Annotated in this window: 14 protein-coding genes; 8 read left to right on the forward strand and 6 right to left on the reverse strand. The window is 63.6% G+C overall.

Translation table 11 applies throughout. The annotated features are described in order from the left end of the window. Window positions 1-234: 234 nt before the first annotated feature. From putA to V1290_RS13305, 3 genes are all read left to right on the forward strand, one after another. A complete protein-coding gene (gene putA, locus V1290_RS13295; RefSeq protein ID WP_334364816.1) occupies window positions 235-3,246 on the forward strand; it encodes a bifunctional proline dehydrogenase/L-glutamate gamma-semialdehyde dehydrogenase PutA in 3,012 nt (1,003 codons plus the stop codon). Between the two features lie 109 nt (window positions 3,247-3,355). Next, on the forward strand, window positions 3,356-4,561 hold the full coding sequence (locus V1290_RS13300) for a CaiB/BaiF CoA transferase family protein (RefSeq protein WP_334364817.1): 1,206 nt from the start codon (window positions 3,356-3,358) through the stop codon (window positions 4,559-4,561). An 11-nt stretch (window positions 4,562-4,572) separates the two neighbouring features. After that, the gene (locus V1290_RS13305; protein ID WP_334364818.1) at window positions 4,573-5,220 is read left to right on the forward strand and encodes a glutathione S-transferase family protein; all 648 of its coding nucleotides are present in this window, start codon (window positions 4,573-4,575) and stop codon (window positions 5,218-5,220) included. Window positions 5,221-5,247: 27 nt separating this feature from the next. Here V1290_RS13305 and V1290_RS13310 read toward each other — a convergent pair whose 3' ends face one another. Continuing rightward, window positions 5,248-6,750 carry a hypothetical protein gene (locus tag V1290_RS13310; RefSeq protein WP_334364819.1) on the reverse strand — a complete coding sequence of 501 codons (1,503 nt, stop codon included), beginning with the start codon at window positions 6,748-6,750 and terminating at the stop codon, window positions 5,248-5,250. 89 nt (window positions 6,751-6,839) lie between these two features. Then, a complete protein-coding gene (locus tag V1290_RS13315) occupies window positions 6,840-7,853 on the reverse strand; it encodes a hypothetical protein (RefSeq protein ID WP_334364820.1) in 1,014 nt (337 codons plus the stop codon). A 201-nt stretch (window positions 7,854-8,054) separates the two neighbouring features. Between V1290_RS13315 and V1290_RS13320 the strand changes: the two genes are divergently transcribed. Both V1290_RS13320 and V1290_RS13325 read left to right on the forward strand, forming a co-directional pair. Continuing rightward, a complete protein-coding gene (locus V1290_RS13320) occupies window positions 8,055-8,468 on the forward strand; it encodes a Crp/Fnr family transcriptional regulator (protein WP_334364821.1) in 414 nt (137 codons plus the stop codon). After that, entirely contained in the window at window positions 8,465-9,277 is an 813-nt protein-coding gene (locus V1290_RS13325) for an MBL fold metallo-hydrolase (protein ID WP_334364822.1), read from the forward strand. Before V1290_RS13320 ends, V1290_RS13325 begins: the two co-directional genes overlap by 4 nt. 272 nt (window positions 9,278-9,549) lie before the next feature. Here the strand turns inward: V1290_RS13325 and V1290_RS13330 are convergent, their stop codons facing one another. Genes V1290_RS13330 through V1290_RS13340 form a run of 3 tightly spaced genes read right to left on the reverse strand, consistent with a single transcriptional unit; the run spans window position 9,550 to window position 11,569 of the window. Next, complete coding sequence (locus V1290_RS13330) at window positions 9,550-10,047, reverse strand: TPM domain-containing protein (protein WP_334364823.1); 498 nt, start codon at window positions 10,045-10,047, stop codon at window positions 9,550-9,552. Between the two features lie 2 nt (window positions 10,048-10,049). Further along, window positions 10,050-10,940, reverse strand: coding sequence for a TPM domain-containing protein (locus tag V1290_RS13335; protein WP_334364824.1), 891 nt, complete (start codon window positions 10,938-10,940; stop codon window positions 10,050-10,052). A 20-nt stretch (window positions 10,941-10,960) separates the two neighbouring features. Further along, window positions 10,961-11,569, reverse strand: coding sequence for a LemA family protein (locus tag V1290_RS13340; RefSeq protein ID WP_334364825.1), 609 nt, complete (start codon window positions 11,567-11,569; stop codon window positions 10,961-10,963). 163 nt (window positions 11,570-11,732) lie between these two features. Between V1290_RS13340 and V1290_RS13345 the strand changes: the two genes are divergently transcribed. Genes V1290_RS13345 through V1290_RS13355 form a run of 3 tightly spaced genes read left to right on the forward strand, consistent with a single transcriptional unit; the run spans window position 11,733 to window position 14,950 of the window. Further along, a complete protein-coding gene (locus tag V1290_RS13345; RefSeq protein ID WP_334364826.1) occupies window positions 11,733-12,584 on the forward strand; it encodes an enoyl-CoA hydratase in 852 nt (283 codons plus the stop codon). Between the two features lie 22 nt (window positions 12,585-12,606). Continuing rightward, window positions 12,607-13,740, forward strand: a complete 1,134-nt coding sequence (locus V1290_RS13350; RefSeq protein WP_334364827.1) for an acyl-CoA dehydrogenase family protein — start codon at window positions 12,607-12,609, stop codon at window positions 13,738-13,740. A 13-nt stretch (window positions 13,741-13,753) separates the two neighbouring features. Beyond that, complete coding sequence (locus tag V1290_RS13355) at window positions 13,754-14,950, forward strand: acyl-CoA dehydrogenase family protein (protein ID WP_334364828.1); 1,197 nt, start codon at window positions 13,754-13,756, stop codon at window positions 14,948-14,950. A gap of 186 nt (window positions 14,951-15,136) precedes the next feature. Here the strand turns inward: V1290_RS13355 and V1290_RS13360 are convergent, their stop codons facing one another. Further along, entirely contained in the window at window positions 15,137-17,461 is a 2,325-nt protein-coding gene (locus V1290_RS13360) for a xanthine dehydrogenase family protein molybdopterin-binding subunit (protein WP_334364829.1), read from the reverse strand. Between the last annotated feature and the right edge of the window lie 19 nt (window positions 17,462-17,480).

The following is a 17,480-nucleotide window of genomic DNA, read 5'->3' on the forward strand; positions in this document are numbered from 1 at the left end:
TCCCAAGCGACGGCGTGCCTGACGATTAGCGCGGCTCCCGCTCGCTGCCAACCAGCAAGCCCGCGATCTGTGGATCAGGCCGGCGAAATTCCGGCCGCTGTGTTTTCCATGCGCCAGTCGGTTCCGCCGGCGCCGCCATCCCCAGCGCAATTGAGGGGACTTGCGGGCCTGTTCCGCCCATCCCGGCCCCGTTAGACTGGCCGAAGCCAAGAGAAATCCCATGCTAGAAATCCCATGCTGATTCCTCCGTCGCCGCTTCCACCCTTCCGCGCGCCCTACGCGCCCGATGACCGCGCAATGGCCACCCGCCTGCTCCAGGCCGCGCGGCTGGACGCGGCGCAGGAGCGGCGCATCGATCGCGCAGCGACTGCGCTGATCAAAGCCATCAGGGCCAACGACGATCCTCTCGGCGGGGTCGAGGACATGCTGCGCGAGTTCGCGCTGTCGACCAAGGAGGGGCTGGCGCTGATGGTGCTGGCGGAAGCGCTGTTGCGGGTCCCGGACGCCCGCACCGCCGACCAGTTCATCGAGGACAAACTCGGCCAGGGCGACTTCATCCATCATGAAACCAGGTCGAGCGCCTTCCTGGTCAACGCCTCGGCGTGGGCGCTCGGCATGTCGGCCCGCGTGATCCAGCCCGGCGAGACCCCGCAGGGCACCATCGGGCGGCTGACCAAGCGGCTGGGCGCGCCCGCGGTGCGGGCGGCAACGCGGCAGGCGATGCGACTGATGGGCAATCATTTCGTGCTCGGCGAGACCATCGAGGCGGCGCTGTCGCGGGCGCAACCGCATTCCGCGCGCCAGCAACGCTACTCCTTCGACATGCTCGGCGAAGGCGCCCGCACCGACGACGACGCCGCGCGCTACTTCACTTCCTATGCCAGTGCCATCGAGGCGATCGGCCGCACGGCCGATGACCGTCCCCTGCCCGACCGGCCCGGCATCTCGGTCAAGCTCTCCGCGTTGCATCCCCGCTTCGAGGCCGTGAGCCAAGCGCGGGTGATGGACGAACTGGTTCCGCGGCTGATCGATCTCGCCCGGCAAGCCAAAGCCTATGATCTCAATTTCACGGTTGATGCCGAGGAAGCGGACCGGCTGGAATTGTCGCTCGACGTGATCGCGGCAGCCTTCGCTGATCCCTCGCTTGCGGGCTGGGACGGATTTGGGCTAGCGATCCAGGCCTATCAGAAACGGGCCAGTGACGTGATCGATTACGTCGATCGTCTCGCACGCAGCCTCGACCGCAACATGATGGTGCGGCTGGTCAAGGGCGCCTACTGGGACACCGAGATCAAGCGCGCACAGGAACGCGGGCTCGACGGCTATCCCGTATTCACCCGCAAGGCGATGACGGACCTGAACTACGTTGCCTGCGCAAAACAATTGCTGGCGCTGCGACCACGGATATTTCCGCAGTTCGCCACCCACAATGCGCTCACCGTCGCGACCATCCTCGAACTGGCAACGGAGCAGAGCGGATTCGAATTCCAGCGCCTGCACGGCATGGGCGAGGCCCTCTACGCAAAGCTAGGCGAAGACCGTCCCGATATCGCTCATCGCACCTACGCGCCGGTCGGCAGCCACCGCGACCTCCTCGCCTATCTGGTGCGGCGATTGCTGGAGAACGGCGCCAATTCATCCTTTGTCGCGCTCGCCGCCGACGAGGCGGTGCCGGTCTCGCAATTGCTGCGGCGCCCTGCTGATATCGTCGGCAGCGCCGATAATGCCAGACATCCGAATATCCCGCTGCCGCGCGACCTCTATGGGCCGCAACGAAAAAACTCCCGCGGAATCGAATTCGGTGAACGCGCGGCGTTGAGCAAACTCGTCTCGACCATCGCCGCGGAACGACTGCCCGCATCCGGAAGCATTGCGGATGCGACGGAGATGGAGGCGAATGCGGCGGTATCGGCCGCACGCGCCGGCTTCACGAATTGGAGCAGAACACCGGCCAAGACACGCGCAGCCGCGCTGAAAACGGCCGCTGACCTGTTGGAATCCCGCGCGGCGCATTTCATCGCACTGTTGCAACGAGAGGGCCGCAAGACGCTGGACGATTCGGTATCGGAGGTCCGCGAAGCCGTGGACTTCTGCCGCTACTATGCGGCGCAGGGACGCGAGCTGTTTGGCGAAGGCAAGCCGCTGCCCGGGCCGACCGGCGAGAGCAATATGCTCCGTCTGCGCGGCCGCGGCGTCTTCGTCGCGATCTCGCCGTGGAATTTTCCGCTGGCGATATTCCTTGGACAGGTCGCGGCGGCATTGATGGCGGGCAACGCGGTCGTCGCGAAGCCGGCCGAGCAGACGCCGCTGATTGCGGCTGAAGCCATCAGGCTGTTGCACGAAGCCGGCGTGCCGGCATCAGCGCTGCATCTGATCGCCGGCGACGGCCGGATCGGCGGCGCGCTGGTGGCACATCCCGAGATCGCCGGCGTCGTCTTTACCGGCTCGACCGAGGTGGCGCGCACGATCAACCGCGCGCTCGCTGCCAAGGATGGGCCGATCGTGCCGCTGATCGCCGAGACCGGCGGCATCAATGCGATGATCGTCGATGCCACCGCCCTGCCCGAACAGGTCGCCGACGACGTCGTGACCTCGGCATTCCGCTCCGCCGGCCAGCGCTGCTCGGCACTGCGGCTGTTGTTCCTGCAGGACGACGTCGCCGACCGCGTGATCGAGATGATTGCGGGCGCGGCGCGCGAACTCGTCATCGGCGACCCCTGCGATCCGGCCACGCATATCGGACCGGTGATCGACGCCGAGGCCAAGCAGCGGCTGGACGCACATATCGAACGGATGAAGAAAGAAGCCCGGGTGCACTTTGCGGGTCACGCACCACAGGGCAATTACGTCGCACCGCATATTTTTGAACTGTCCGATGCCGGCCAGCTCACGGAAGAAGTGTTCGGCCCAGTGCTGCATGTGGTGCGCTATCGCGCTGACCGGTTCGACGAGGTGCTGCAATCGGTCGAGCGCTCCGGCTACGGACTGACGCTCGGCATCCATTCCCGGATCGACGATACGGTGGAAGACACCATCGAGCGCCTGCAGGTCGGCAATATCTACGTCAACCGCAACATGATCGGCGCCGTCGTCGGCGTGCAGCCGTTCGGCGGCCACGGGCTATCCGGCACCGGGCCCAAGGCCGGCGGGCCGCATTATCTGGCGCGTTTTGCAACTGAGCAGACGGTGACCATCAACACGGCGGCTGCCGGCGGAAATGCAGCGCTGATGTCTGGCGGCGAGTAGTTGCATCGCCCACCCCACATGGGCCAAATGGCATCCGAGTTCCAGATTTTCGCTAGCGGTAATTCCGACTTGCGAAAAAAATCAACAAGCCACACGGAGCGGCGGCACTATGGAAAAGGGTATCTTCGACGGCCTCAAGGTTCTGGATTGCGCGAGCTTCATCGCCGCGCCCGCGGCCGCCACCGTGCTGTCGGATTTCGGCGCCGACGTGATCAAGATCGAGCCGCCCGGCGCCGGCGATCCCTATCGCAACCTGCCGAATTTGCCGGGCTACCCGCATAGCGAGTACAATTTTGCGTGGATGCTGGAGGCGCGCAACAAGCGGAGCCTTGCGCTCGATCTCTCCAAGCCCGAGGGACAGGCGGTGCTGCATCGCCTCGCCGCCCAGGCCGACGTTTTCATCACCAACTACCCGCCGCAGGTGCGCCAACGGCTCGGCATCACCCACGAGCATCTGGCACCCCATAACGAGCGCCTGATCTACGCCTCGTTCACCGGCTATGGCGAGAAGGGCGAGGAAGCCAACAAGCCCGGCTTCGACTCCAATGCCTATTGGGCGCGCTCCGGCCTGATGGACTTGGTACGGGCGGACGAACATACGACGCCGGCGCGCTCGATCGCCGGCATGGGCGACCACCCCTGCGCGATGGCATTTTACGGCGCGATCGTCACAGCGCTCTACAAGCGCGAGCGCACCGGCAAGGGATCGCATGTCAGCTCCAACCTGATGGCCAACGGCGTCTGGGCCGCTTCGGTGCTGGCGCAAGCAAAACTGGTCGGCGCGAAATTCGGCGAACGCCGTCCGCGCGAGCGCGCGCTGAACGCGGTGACCAACCACTACCAGTGCAAGGACGGACGCTGGCTGATCCTCTCCCTGCTCAACGAGGACCGGCAATGGCCGACGCTAGCGCGCTGCCTTGGCCGCGAGGATCTCGTCACCGATCCCCGCTTCGAGACCAAGAAGGACCGTCATGCGCGGTCGATCGAGCTGATCAAGATTTTCGACGAGACCTTTGTGACCAAGGACCTTGCGGAATGGCGCAAGATCCTCGACGGCAACGGCCTGGTATTCGGCGTGGTCGGCATCCTCGACGATATTCCGAATGACAGGCAGATGATCGAGAACGAGGTACTGGTGCCGTTCGAAAATGACACCATGCTCACGATCAACAGTCCGATCTGGGTCGACGGCAGCCGCAAGGTCCAGCCGCGCAAGCCGCCCGGCATCGGCGAGCACAGCGACGAAATTTTGCGTGACGCCGGCTATGATGAGGCAGCAATCAAATCGCTGCGCTCGGCCGGCGCAGTGGCGTAGGTCGAAAAGCCATGCCCAGATATCGACTGCATTACTTCCCGGAGTCGGGAAACAGCTACAAGCTCGCGCTGATGCTCACTCTGTGTGGGCAGACATTCGAGCCGGTATGGACCGATTTCGGCGGCGGCATCACGCGCACGCCGGAATGGCGGCGCGACGTCAATCCGATGGGCGAAATTCCCGTGCTCGAGGTCGACGGCGAGCGTCTCACCCAGACAGCGCCGATCCTACTCAAGCTGGCAAAGCAATTCGGCCGGTTCGACGGCGAGACCGAGCAGGAACAGTTCGAATTGCTGCGCTGGCTGTTCTGGGACAACCACAAGCTCACCGGTTACATGGCGACGTACCGCTATTTCCGAACCTTCACGCCGTCGCCGGACGAGCACGTGCTGAAACATTTCCGCAGGCGCCTCGACGATTTCCTGTCGATTCTCGAACAACACATGCAGAAGAATGCATTCGCCATCGGCGAACGGCCGACGGTGGCCGACATTTCCATGATGGCCTATCTGCATTATCCCGCAGACGAGACCGGGTATGATTGGGCGGTGAGCCATCCCGCGATCAACGCCTGGCTCGCGCGGATGGCGCAACTGCCCGGCTGGAAATCAGCGTATGATCTGCTACCCGGCAAGCGCCTGACGCACTACGCCAAATAGTCGTGCGTCAAGCGACCTTGCGTATCGCTACCGGCTTTTGACGAAGCACATGCCGATGCGCGAGATCTTGCCGGCGGCTTGACAGGTCAGGCCTTCGGCGCAGGTCCAGTCGCGAAAACTTCCGTCATCGTTGGCGGCTGACTTGCCTCGCACATAACAATGCGCGCCCCAGCCGTCGTAGTAGTTGCTGCCGGCAAGTTCGGTGCTGCCGCGCAACTGCGGACGGCTGGCAAATCCGCGCGAATAGTCCGGCGGCTCGCCGTCGCGCAGCGCCGCGAGAATATCGCGGCGGCGGATCTGGTCGCCGAAGAAGTGCGGCGACGCCGGCACCACGGTTGTATTCGAAGGCTTGTCAGCCATCCAGTCGACGCCTGGGAAATGAAAGCCACCGATGCCGCGCGTCTGATGGCAGCCGGAACAGGTCACGTCGTTGAGCCGCCGCTCGAACCCGGCACGCGAGCGGATATTCTGCAGCTTCGCGCCGCCTTCCGTGGCCTTCCTTAACGCCGTCACCACGTCAGCATCGCTGAACACGGCGCCCTCTCCATGCACCAGCCCGAATTCCGGCTCCAGATCCGACGGATCGAATCCGACCGGCGTTGGCGCAATCGCGCCGCTCGCGAGGAATTTTTCCGGGATCAGCACGGTGCCACGATCGAACGCGACGAGATTGACGGGATCGAGCAGCCATGCCCTGAACTCGCGCTTGAGGCCATCGTCCGCCAGAAGGCGCGCACGGTCGATCTGGTTCTCCATCGGCGATTCCACGAACGCGCGCGCTTGCCGGTCGTAGCGAAACACCTTCAGGAGATAATCAGTACGGAAGTCGCGAACCGAGGATTTCGGCGCGTGCGCGATCTGGAGATTGGTCTCGATGCGATCGATATTCTGATAGTCGATCAGATCGAGCGGGCCATCGCTCGCCGACGGCTCTCCGCCGAGCCAGCGCCTGGCAATTTCGGAGCATGCGATCGCCGCCCCCTCGCCTCTTGCCTTCAGCACGAGGTTCAGCGTCATCGGCAGCCGCGGCGGCGACGCATCGTCGCCCGCCGCCTTGTTGACCCGCGTCAGGCGGTAAATCAGGCGTATCTCGCCGCAGCTTGCTTCTGCGGCGTAGGTGCGGTCCATACGATTGACGATGCCGGCCAGCACGAACCGCGTCTCTTGTGAATAAAGCAGCGTGCGGTCGAACAATTGGAAATCGAAGCCCTCGCCGATGCCGATCGTTTCCTTTGAAAGGCTCGCGTGATGCCGCGCGATGTAGCGATCGAACTCGCCGTCGATCGCATGCCGGACTGTCGCCATCGATGGCAAAGCGAATAATTCGCTATTGGCAAGCGGGATATCCGCCGACCGCTCCGGCACGAGCATGCGGTCGAGGCGAAGTTTTCCACCATCAAGCCCGCGTAACGTCACGGGATCGGTGATAGCGGCACCGCGCCCAAGCGCCGCACCCTGTGCCGCACGCGCCGACAAAGCACCACACAGCAGAGCAAACAAAATGGCGAGAAATCGTGGCGCGCGGCTCATGTCGCAACTAACACCGCGCGAAGAGGTCTATTCAAGAAAAAAGGCGCTTCACATCGCCGTGAAACGCCTTGCTGTTGGTTTGTCGTGCGTTATCGCGCGGCGATCAGGCCTTTGCTGGTCACGACCACCCAACGGCCGTCCTGCTTGCGAATGGCGTCGACACGGCCGAGGCCGGGCACGGGATCGCCGGCATAGACCTCATACATGCCGCGGCGGCTCTCGATCAGCGCGCTGCCGTTGCCGACATCGCGCAATACCCAGCCTTCGACGGTCGGCAGGCGGGCGACTTCAGGCTTGGGCGGAACCGCGGGTGCTGGCGCGGGCGCGGCGGCAGCAACCTGCTGCGGCACCGAGCCGGTCACTTCCTTCGCAGGGGCCGGCGCGGCAGCAGCGGTCGTTGCGGAGGCCTGGGCGGCGCGGAGCTTGTCGACGGTCTCGCTGAGCTTGGCAAGTTTCGCCGCGGGCTCGGCCTGGGCCTTCTCGACCTTGTCGAGGCGATCACTGGCCTTGTTGAGCTGGCCTGTCGTCGTCTTGGACGTCTGCTCCAGGCTCGCCTTCAGTGCACCGATCTCGGCATCGAGCCGCGCCACCGAGGCTTCGAGGGCGCTGTCCTTTGCCGACGCCTGGGTCGAATCTCCGGCCATCAACTTTCCAATGCCTGTGGTCGCCAACGCGCCACCGAGCGCACCGGCCACGGTCGCCAGCGCCACGACGGCGGCCATGGCGCCGATCCTGCGCTTGCCGGACGATGGCTCCGCCGGCGCAGCCTTCGTCTCAGTGCCGACGCGGTCGCCAGGCGACATGATCGTCACATTGCCGGGGAAGCGCGGCGCTTCCGGCTTTACGGCGTCGATTTTGGGAGCATCAAGCTTGGGAGCGTCAACCTTTGGTGCCTCGACCTTTGGCGCTTCCATGTTGACGGCGTCCACCTTGGGCGCGTCTGGCTTCGGGGCGGTCTCTTCCTGCTCGGGCGCCAGTCTCACGGGCTCGACCTCAGCCGCGGCGGCCGCCGGCTCGCTCGGCGCCGGCTTGTCCGGTGCGGCTGGCCCGGCCCCAAGGGTTCCGGTCTCACCGCTGGTGGGCTGGGATTGTTGATCGCTCACGTTGGATTCTCCAGAATTGATTGACCATTTGGTAACTTTTATTGCTTGCCAAATCGTTACCGGCCCGGGCCTTACCGAAATTTTAGGAACTGATCCGGTCCGGTTTTGGCCTGATACACGTCAGCCATCCCGGTCCAGCCTCTCCTATGCTGCCCTGCGGCATCCGTGGTTCCGTTTGCGCCGGCTCTTTTCCCGACTAACATGGGCGCAACCGACCAGCCAGAAAGGCAGGGGGCCACCATGACCATCGAGAAATGCATCAACGAGTTTGATGTAGATGACGTCATTTTTGAGGAAGGCTCGACCGGCCGGGAACTGTTCGTCGTGCTCGACGGCAAGGTCGAGATCGCCAAGATGAACGGTGCCAGCAAGACCGTGATCGTCACGCTCGGCAAGGGTGAGTTCTTCGGCGAGATGGCGGTAATCGACGGCTCGGCGCGTTCGGCGACGGCCATTGCGGCCACCCCACACACCCGCGTGATGCGCATAAATCACGCCCGCTTCGTCTACCTGGTGAGCCAGCAGCCTGCCTTTGCGCTGATGATCATGGATGCGCTCAGCAAGCGCCTGCGGGCCTCCAACACGGTCGCCTTCAGAGCCGCGGGCGGTTCATGAGCGAGCGCAGACCAAGCCCGTTCAAGACGCTGCTCGAAAGCGACTTCTGTACGCTGATCCAGGCCGCCGAAGACGTCTACCAGGTCCGCTTCAAGAACCGTGCGGCGAACGCCTATCTGGTGCGAGGGAGCTCGCGCACCATCCTGATCGATGTCGGGCTATCCTCGAACTATCCGCACCTGTTGACGTCTCTCAATCACATCGGGGTGAAGCCCGACGATATCGATATGGTGGTGCTGAGCCATGAGCATCTCGACCATATCGGCGCGGCCTATCATTTCCACGGCCGCGCCTTCATCGCCGCGCACAGGCTCGCCGCCAACAAGATCATGCTGCGCGACGACTTCTCAATGCTGCGCAAGATGTTCAACGAGCCGAACGTGCCGATCAACATCGATCTCTGGCTGGAAGAAGGCAATCTGATCGACCTCGGCAACTTCCGCCTCAACGTGATGCACACGCCCGGCCATACCTCGGCCTGCATCACGCTGTTCGACCAGGACAAGGGACTGCTGTTCGCCTCCGATACGTTGATGCCCGGTGGCGTGATGGGCGGCGTGTTCGGCTCCGGCAGCATCGCCGACTACATCCAGTCGCTGGAGCGGCTGAAGGGCCTGAACTCGAAAATCCTGCTGTCGGGCCACGGACGGCTGTCCGACACGCCGCAGGAGGATGTGCGGATCGCGATCCAGCGCTCGCATGGATTATTGTCGGATACCGCGCAATTATTCGACGCGCTGGATGCGCGAGCGAATTTCGAGCCGATCATGCAGTCGGTGCGCGACCTCAACAAGCTCGACGACAGCTAGGCCTGCCGGCCCGCAGGATACAATGTCGAGCAGTTCGCTGTCCGCTTGATCAAGAAAAAGGCCGGCGGGCGTTACGCCGCCGACCTTGTCTTGCAACTGCCGGCTCGCGGGTCCGGTTCCGTTGCTTTGCATTCCGCTTACTGCATTATCGGTAACACCCAGCATCGGCTGATGCCATTGCATGCAGGTATGGCCAATCCGTCCAGAGGTAGGCTCACACTATGGAAACGGATGGAGCCGACTATCCATTGGTTTAGGGCATTGGGCGTGGGTTACATCACCACAGGTGCATCCGGGAGTTCATTCGCCCCGTCGCCCGCCTTCGGAAAATGCGTCGCCAATTCCCGCGACACAGCCTGGACGCCAGTGATCACGCCCCGCTCGAAATGCCCGGCGCGGAAATCGGCTTCCATCTGCCGGCAGATTTTCTCCCACCCCTCAGCACCGACCTTAGCATCGATCCCGCGGTCGGCGACGATCTCGACGTCGTGATCGGCGAGCAAGAGATAGATCAGCACGCCGTTATTGTCGGCGGTATCCCATATCCGCAAATGCGAAAAGACGTCCAGCGCCCGTTCTCGCGCGGGCTGGTTGCGAAACAGCGGTGCGCCGTCGAGCGCGCCTTCGACCACGAAACGGACCTGCCCGGAATGAGTTGCCTCGCCCGCTTTGATCGCCTGTTCGATCCCTGCCAAGACGGCTGGCGGGAAATCGCGGCGGCGACGCCAGTGATGCTGGAGAAGATGCCTGATGATACGTCCGATGCTCATGTCTACCAGTTCCCCGATGCACCGCCGCCGCCAAAGCTGCCACCGCCACCGCGGAACCCGCTGTCGCTGGAGCTGCCACCGCCGGACCAGGAGCCCGCGCTGCCACCGACCCATCCACTGTCCCTGCCGCGGCGTCCCACGCTTGGGCCCATCGAGCCCATGTTCTGGACGAGGAAACTTACGACGAACGCGATAAAGCCGATGAGGATCGCCACTGCGAACGATCCCGCAACGAACCAGCCGAAGACGCCTGCGATGCCGCCGGTCGCCGCCGCGCCGATGAATCGGCCGAGCACCGCCCTCAGCACCCCACCGACAATGAAAACGAAGACGAGGATAAATGGATTGAACGGATCGACATAGTTGGACAAGCCGGGACTTTGCCAGTGTGGCGGTTCCGGCTCCGGCAGTTTCTCGCCGTTGGCGACCGCGATCATCCGGTTGACGCCTGCCGAAACACCGCCGGCGAAATCGCCGCTCTTGAATTTTGGCGTGATGTCCTCGTCGATGATGCGCTTGGTGGTGGCATCCGTCAGCGCGCCCTCGAGGCCGTAACCGACCTCGATCCGCAAGCGGCGATCGTTCTTGGCGATCACGAGAAGCGCGCCGTCGTCGATCTTCTTGCGGCCGATCTTCCAGGCTTCCGCGACGCGGAGCGCGAATTGCTCGATGGCCTCGCCGTCCGTCGTCGGCACAATCAGCACCGCGATCTGGCTGCCTTTTCGCGCCTCGAGATCCCCAAGCTGCTGCGTCAGCGCGGCGACGTCGCCGGCGGTGAGCGTGCCGGTCTGGTCAACGATCCGCCCGCTCAAGGGCGGCACCGCGACGAGCGCCAGGGCTGACGCAGTCCAGCACAGCAGTAGCGCAAGAAGGGACGCTCTCGCAGCGTTCATCGCAGTGGCCTTTTCAGCCGCTACTTGGTAGGCGCCGGCGTCGGGTTGAAGTCCACCTTCGGCGCCGTCGAGATCGCCTTCTCGTTCTCGACCGCAAAATTCGGCTTTTCCTGGTAGCCGAACGCCATCGCCGTGAGATTGTTCGGGAAGGTGCGGATGCCGACATTGTAATCCTGCACCGCCTTGATGTAGCGGTTGCGCGCCACCGTGATGCGGTTCTCGGTGCCCTCGAGCTGCGCCATCAAATCGCGAAACAGCGCATCCGATTTGAGCTGCGGATAATTCTCGGTGACGACCAGCAGCCGCGACAGCGCGCTCGTGAGTTCACTTTGGGCGGACTGGAATTTCTGGAACGCAGCGGGATCGTTCAGCACCTCTGGAGTGGCCTGGACGCTGCCGACCTTGGCGCGGGCATTGGTGACGCCGAGCAGCACGTCCTTTTCCTGTTGCGCAAAGCCTTTTACGGAATTGACGAGGTTGGGCACCAGATCGGCGCGGCGCTGGTACTGGTTGACCACCTCCGACCACCCCGACTTGACCCGCTCGTCATTGGTCTGGATGGCGTTGTAGCCGCAATTGGTCAGACTCAGCGTCGCCAGCGCCGCCAGTACAGTCCAAACTCTGCGCATCGAACTCTCCCAAAGGAAAGTTCAACGCCAACAGGTTTGATTGGTTGCGTCTGGCATGCAAGGCGCAAGCCTGCTTCAGGTTCATTTTGCAGCCCGATGGCCCTTGCCTATCATTCGCCGAAATAACAACATGGCCCGATAACAATAATTGAGGGAGGGCCGATTGACCGCTTTCGAAACCATCGTCGTGGAGCGGCCGGAGCCGCGCATCGCGCGGATCGTGATGAACCGGCCCGAGGCGCGCAACGCGCAGAACCTGCAGATGACCTACGACCTCAACACCGCCTTTGATCAGGCGGTGCAGGACGACGCAGTCAAGGTCATCGTTCTCGCCGGCAACGGCCCGCATTTTTCGTCAGGGCATGACCTGCGCCCCGGGCCTAAGAATACTGCCGGCGTGGATTTTCCGTCGGTCGGAAATTGGGGCGGGTTCGCCGAACCCAACGCCCACGGCCGCTTTGCGCGCGAGCAGGAAATCTATCTGCAGATCACGCGGCGCTGGCGCAACCTCGCAAAGCCGACGATTGCCGAAGTGCATGGCAAATGCATCGCCGGCGGATTGATGCTGGCCTGGGCCTGCGACCTCATCGTCGCAAGCGATGATGCCGAGTTCTGCGATCCCGTGGTCACCATGGGCGTCTGCGGCGTCGAATGGTTCGTGCATCCCTGGGAGTTGGGCCCGCGCAAGGCCAAGGAATTGCTGTTTACCGCCGACGTCTGGAGTGCGCAGGAAGCCCACCGGCTCGGCATGGTCAATCACGTGGTGCCGCGAGACGAGCTTTCCCCCTTCGTGATGAAGCTTGCTGAAAGGATCGCGGCAAAACCTTCCTTCGCGCTGAAGCTGACCAAGGAGGCCGTCAACCGCTCGGTCGATGTAACGGGACAGCCTGCGGCGATCGAGCAGGCATTCGCGCTGCATCAGCTCTGCCACGCGCACAATCTTCAGGAATTCGGAATGATCGTGGATCCCGCGGGCCTTCACCCGTCCGTCCGAAAGCCGGCGCAGGCCAGCTAAGAAAAAGGCAAAAGCAAATCAGATGGACCTCAATCTGAGCGACGAGCAGCGATTGCTGCGCGAAAGTGCCGACCGCTTCGTCAATGAGACTTACACCGCCGATCACCGCCGCAGGATCGGGAACGATCCGCTCGGCTTCAGCATGGATATCTGGAAGCAGTTCGGCGATCTCGGCTGGCTGGCACTGCCGATTGCCGAGGCACGTGGCGGGCTCGGCGGTGGCGCTATCGAGATCAGTATCCTGATGGAAGCGTTCGGACGCGGCCTCGTTACCGAACCTTATCTCTCCACCGTCGTCATCGGCGCTTCGCTGATCTCGGAGTGCGGCACGGAAACGCAGAAGCAGGCGCTATTGCCGAAAATTGCCGATGGTTCACTGATTCTAGCCTTCGCGCATTCGGAACGTCAGGCGCACTACGATCTTGCCAAGGTGGCTACGACAGCGAAGAGAACGCCTGACGGCTGGCGTATCGATGGACAGAAGATCGCCGTACTCGACGGCAACGCCGCCGCGCAGATCATCGTCTCGGCGCGCATCGATGACGGCAAGATCGGTCTGTTCATGGCGCCGCAAGGCGCGGCCGGCCTCACCTCACATGATTTCCCGCGGCTTGGTGGCGGCCGGGCCTGCAACCTCGAACTCAGGGATGTGCAGCTTCCCGCCGATGCCCTGCTCGGCGACGGCAGCGACGCGCTGCCGGCGATCGAAGTCGTGGTCGACCGCGCCATGGCCGCGCTCGGTGCCGAAGCCGTCGGTATCATGCAGACCCTGCTCGACCAGACGCTGGAATACACCAAAATCCGAAAGCAGTTCGGCCGGCCGCTCTCTGCCAACCAGGTGATCCGCCATCGCCTCGCCGATATGGCGATGCAATGCGACGAGGCGCGCTCGATGGCTCTGCGCGCGGCACTGATGGTCGATGCCGAACCGGTCGCGCGCAGCCGCGCCGCCTCGGGCGCCAAAGCCAAGATCGGTAAATGCGCGCGCTTCGTCGCCGAACAATCCGTCCAGCTTCACGGCGCGATGGGCGTTACCGAAGAGCTCGACATCGGCTCCTACTTCAAGCGCCTGCTCGCCTTCGAGACGCTGTTCGGCGGCAGCGCCCATCATTATCGCCGTCATGCCGCCCTCGGCGGACGAGCCGTTGAGGCTTGAAAGGAACATACCCATGGATCTCACTTTCAGCGCCGAGGAACGCGCCTTCGAACAGGAAGTGCGCGACTTCATCGCGGTCAACCTGACGCCGGAGATGAAACGCGCCACCGCGCTGACGCCCTCGGTATTCTCCGATCCCGATATCGGCATGGCCTGGCAGCGCGCACTGCACAAGAAGGGCTGGGGCGCGCCGGGCTGGCCGGTGGAATATGGCGGGCCCGACTGGACCCCGGCGCAACGCTGGATTTTTGAGGCCGAATGCGCCCGCGCCGGCGTGCCCAATGTGAACGTGATGGGCGTCAAGATGGTCGGCCCAGTCATCATCGGCTTCGGCTCGCCCGAGCAGAAGAACTTTTATCTGCCGCGGATTCTCTCGGGCGAGGATTATTGGTGCCAGGGCTATTCCGAGCCGGGCTCCGGCTCCGACCTCGCCTCGCTGAAAACCCGAGCCGCGCGCGACGGCGACGACTACATCATCAACGGCACCAAGATCTGGACCACGCACGCCCACCACGCCAACCGGATGTTCGCGCTGGTGCGCACCAACGAGACCGAGCGGCAGCAGGACGGCATCTCCTTCATCCTGATCGACATGAAGACCCCGGGCATTACCACGCGGCCGATCCTGACCATCGGCGGCGACCACGAGGTCAACCAGGTGTTTTTCGACGACGTACGGGTGCCCATCGCCAACCGCGTCGGCGAGGAAGGCAAGGGCTGGACCTACGGCAAGTATCTGCTCGAGTTCGAGCGCGGCTCCGGCATCGCCTCGGCCAAGCTGCGCGATGCGCTGAAGACGATTTCGGAGCTTGCCGAATCTGACGCGACCGGCCGGGCCATCGGCGATCCCGATATCGCGGTGCGGATGTCGGAGATCGAGGTCGATATCGACGCGCTCGAGATGACCGAACTGCGCGTGCTGTCGGCGCTGCAGACCGGGCAAAATCCCGGCGCGGTGTCGTCGCTCTTAAAACTGCGCGTCAGCGAAATCCGCCAGGCGGTGACACGGCTCGGCGTCGACGTGATCGGCAATGACGGGCTCTATGTCGAGCCAATGCGGCCGCTCTACCGGCTCAACGAGGCGCCGGGAATCCCCGAGGAGTTGCTTCCCGTCGTGCCGGAGTATCTCAACGGCAGGGCCTACACGATTTTCGGCGGCTCGTCGGAGATCCAGCGCGATATCGTCGCAAAGATGGTGTTGGGGCTGTAGGCACGAATACCCTCCCTGGAGGGGGAGGGTCGACTCACATTGAGCAAAGCGAAATGTGAGACGGGGTGGGGTGATCTCTCCACTCGGGCACTGTTCGGGAGGAGAGACTGTCACCCCACCCCGCCACGCATCTTCGATGCGCGCCGACCCTCCCCTCCAGGGGAGGGTAAGAAGAGCGCGCGATCTTTACCCCGCCGCCCTCGCATCCCTTATCGCCTGCCAGACCTTCGCCGGCGTCAGCGGCGTGTTGAGTTGCTTGATGCCGAGCTCGCTCAACGCGTCCATCACGCCGTTGGTGACGCAGGGCGGGCCGCCGATGGCGCCGGATTCGCCGCAGCCTTTGGCGCCGAGCGGATTAGTGCGGCACGGCGCGGAATCGTCCAGCGCCACCGCGATCGGCGGAATGTCGTCGGCGCGCGGCACGCAGTAGTCCTGGTAACTCGCGGTCAATAGCTGCCCTTCCTCGCTGTAGGCGACGCCCTCATAGAGCGCCTGCCCAATGCCTTGGGCGACGCCGCCGTGCACCTGGCCGGTCACCAGCATCGGGTTGACGGCAATACCGACGTCGTCAACCGTGGTGTAGCGCACCACCTTGCTGACGCCGGTTTCCGGGTCGATTTCGACCTCGCAGATATGCGTGCCGTTCGGCCAGCTCGGGCCGTCGACTTCGCCTTCGGAATCGACGGAGAGCCGCGCGCCATCTTCGTTCTTCGCGATCTCGAACAGGCTGATGCGCTTGTCGGTGCCGACCACCGTCAGCCAGCCGTCGCGGTATTCGATATCCTCGATGGACGTTTCCAGCACGTTCGAGGCCTTCTCGCGCGCCTTCTGGATCATGTCGTTGCTCGAAACCGCAACTGCCGTGCCGCCGACAAACAGCGAGCGCGAACCGACGCTGCCAAAGCCGGTGGCGAGATCAGTGTCGCCCTGCACGACATTGATCTTGTCCATGGGAATTCCGAGCGTATCGGATACCATTTGCGTGTAAGTGGTCTGCAGGCCCTGCCCCATCGCCATGGTGCCGGAATGCAGGATAATGCGGCCTTCCGCGGTCGCGTGCAGGCTGACCTTTTCGGTATGCGCGCGCCCGCCGGTCCATTCGATATAGCTGGTAAGGCCGCGACCGTAGAGCAGGCCCTTCTTCTTCGCCGCCTTCTTGCGCGCGTTAAAACCATCCCAATCCGAAAGCTCGGAGGCGCGCGACAGCATGTGCGCGAAGGCGCCGGAATCGTACACCTGCCCGACCGCATTGGTGTAGGGCAGTTGCGCCGGCTTGATGTAGTTCAGCTTGCGGATGGTACGCGGGTCGATTCCGATCTGACGCGCGGCGGCATCCATCAGCCGCTCGACGATGAACACGGCTTCGGGCCGCCCGGCGCCGCGATAGGCGCCGACCGGTGCGGTGTGGGTCATCACCGATTTCACCTCAAAATGCACCAGCGGCAGATCGTAGACGCCGGTCTGCACGAAGGGCCCGAGCACCAGCGGAATGATATTCGCGGTCCCCGACGAGTACGCGCCGGTGCCTCCGATCGAACGCACGCGGTAAGCGAGCACGCGGCCCTTGGCGTCGAGCGCGAATTCGCCGGTCGAGGTAAGATCTCGGCCATGGGTGCCGCCGACGAACTCGTCGGTGCGGTCGCCGCGCCAGCGGATCTTCTTGTTCAGCTTGGTCGCGGCGTAGGCAACGATGCCGTCTTCGGGATAGAGGCTGGTCTTCTGGCCGAAGCCGCCGCCGATGTCGCCGACCAGCACGCGGACGCTATCCTTCGGCCGCTTCAGAATGGATTCCGCCAGCAGGTCCCGGGTCGAGCCGGGCGTTTGCGACTGTACGTGCAGGATCAACCGGCCGGTCTTCTTCTCGATCTCGGCAATCGTCGAGCGAGGCTCCATGGCGGAGGGCACCAGCCGCTGGCTGACCAGGTCGAGCGAGACCACATGCGCAGCCTTGGCAAAGGCCTCCTCGACCTTGGCGGCGTCGCCGTAGCTCATGGCAGCCACGATGTTGTCGGGCGCCTCGGGCCATACGACGGGTGCGCCGGGCTTCACCGCCTCGACAGGGTCGACCACCGAGGGCAGCACCTCGTAATCGACCACGATCGCTTCGGCCGCGGTCTGCGCCAGCACGCGCGACGTTGCGACTACGGCGGCCACAGCTTCGCCGGCATACCGCACGATTTCATGCGCAAGCAGACGTCGCGGCGGCACCGTCATCGGCGATCCATCGGGCCGCTTGAAGATCGCAAGCGTCGGGATGGTGCCGATATCGTCCTTGACCAGCTCGGCGCCGGTATAGATCGCGTGGACGCCCGGCATCCCGGCGGCATCAGTCGTGTCGATCGAGACGATTTTGGCGTGGGCATGGGGCGAGCGCAGCAAGTAAAGCCACAGCGCGCCCTCCTCGGGCTTGTCGTCGATGAACTGCCCCTTCCCGGTGAGCAGTCTCTGGTCTTCCAAACGCTTGACCGGCTGGCCCGCACCGAAACGCATATTGCCGGGAAGAATGTTCATCAGTTTGTCCTTAGCTTGT

The organism is Bradyrhizobium sp. AZCC 1578 (assembly GCF_036924675.1).
Taxonomy (GTDB): Bacteria; Pseudomonadota; Alphaproteobacteria; order Rhizobiales; family Xanthobacteraceae; genus Bradyrhizobium.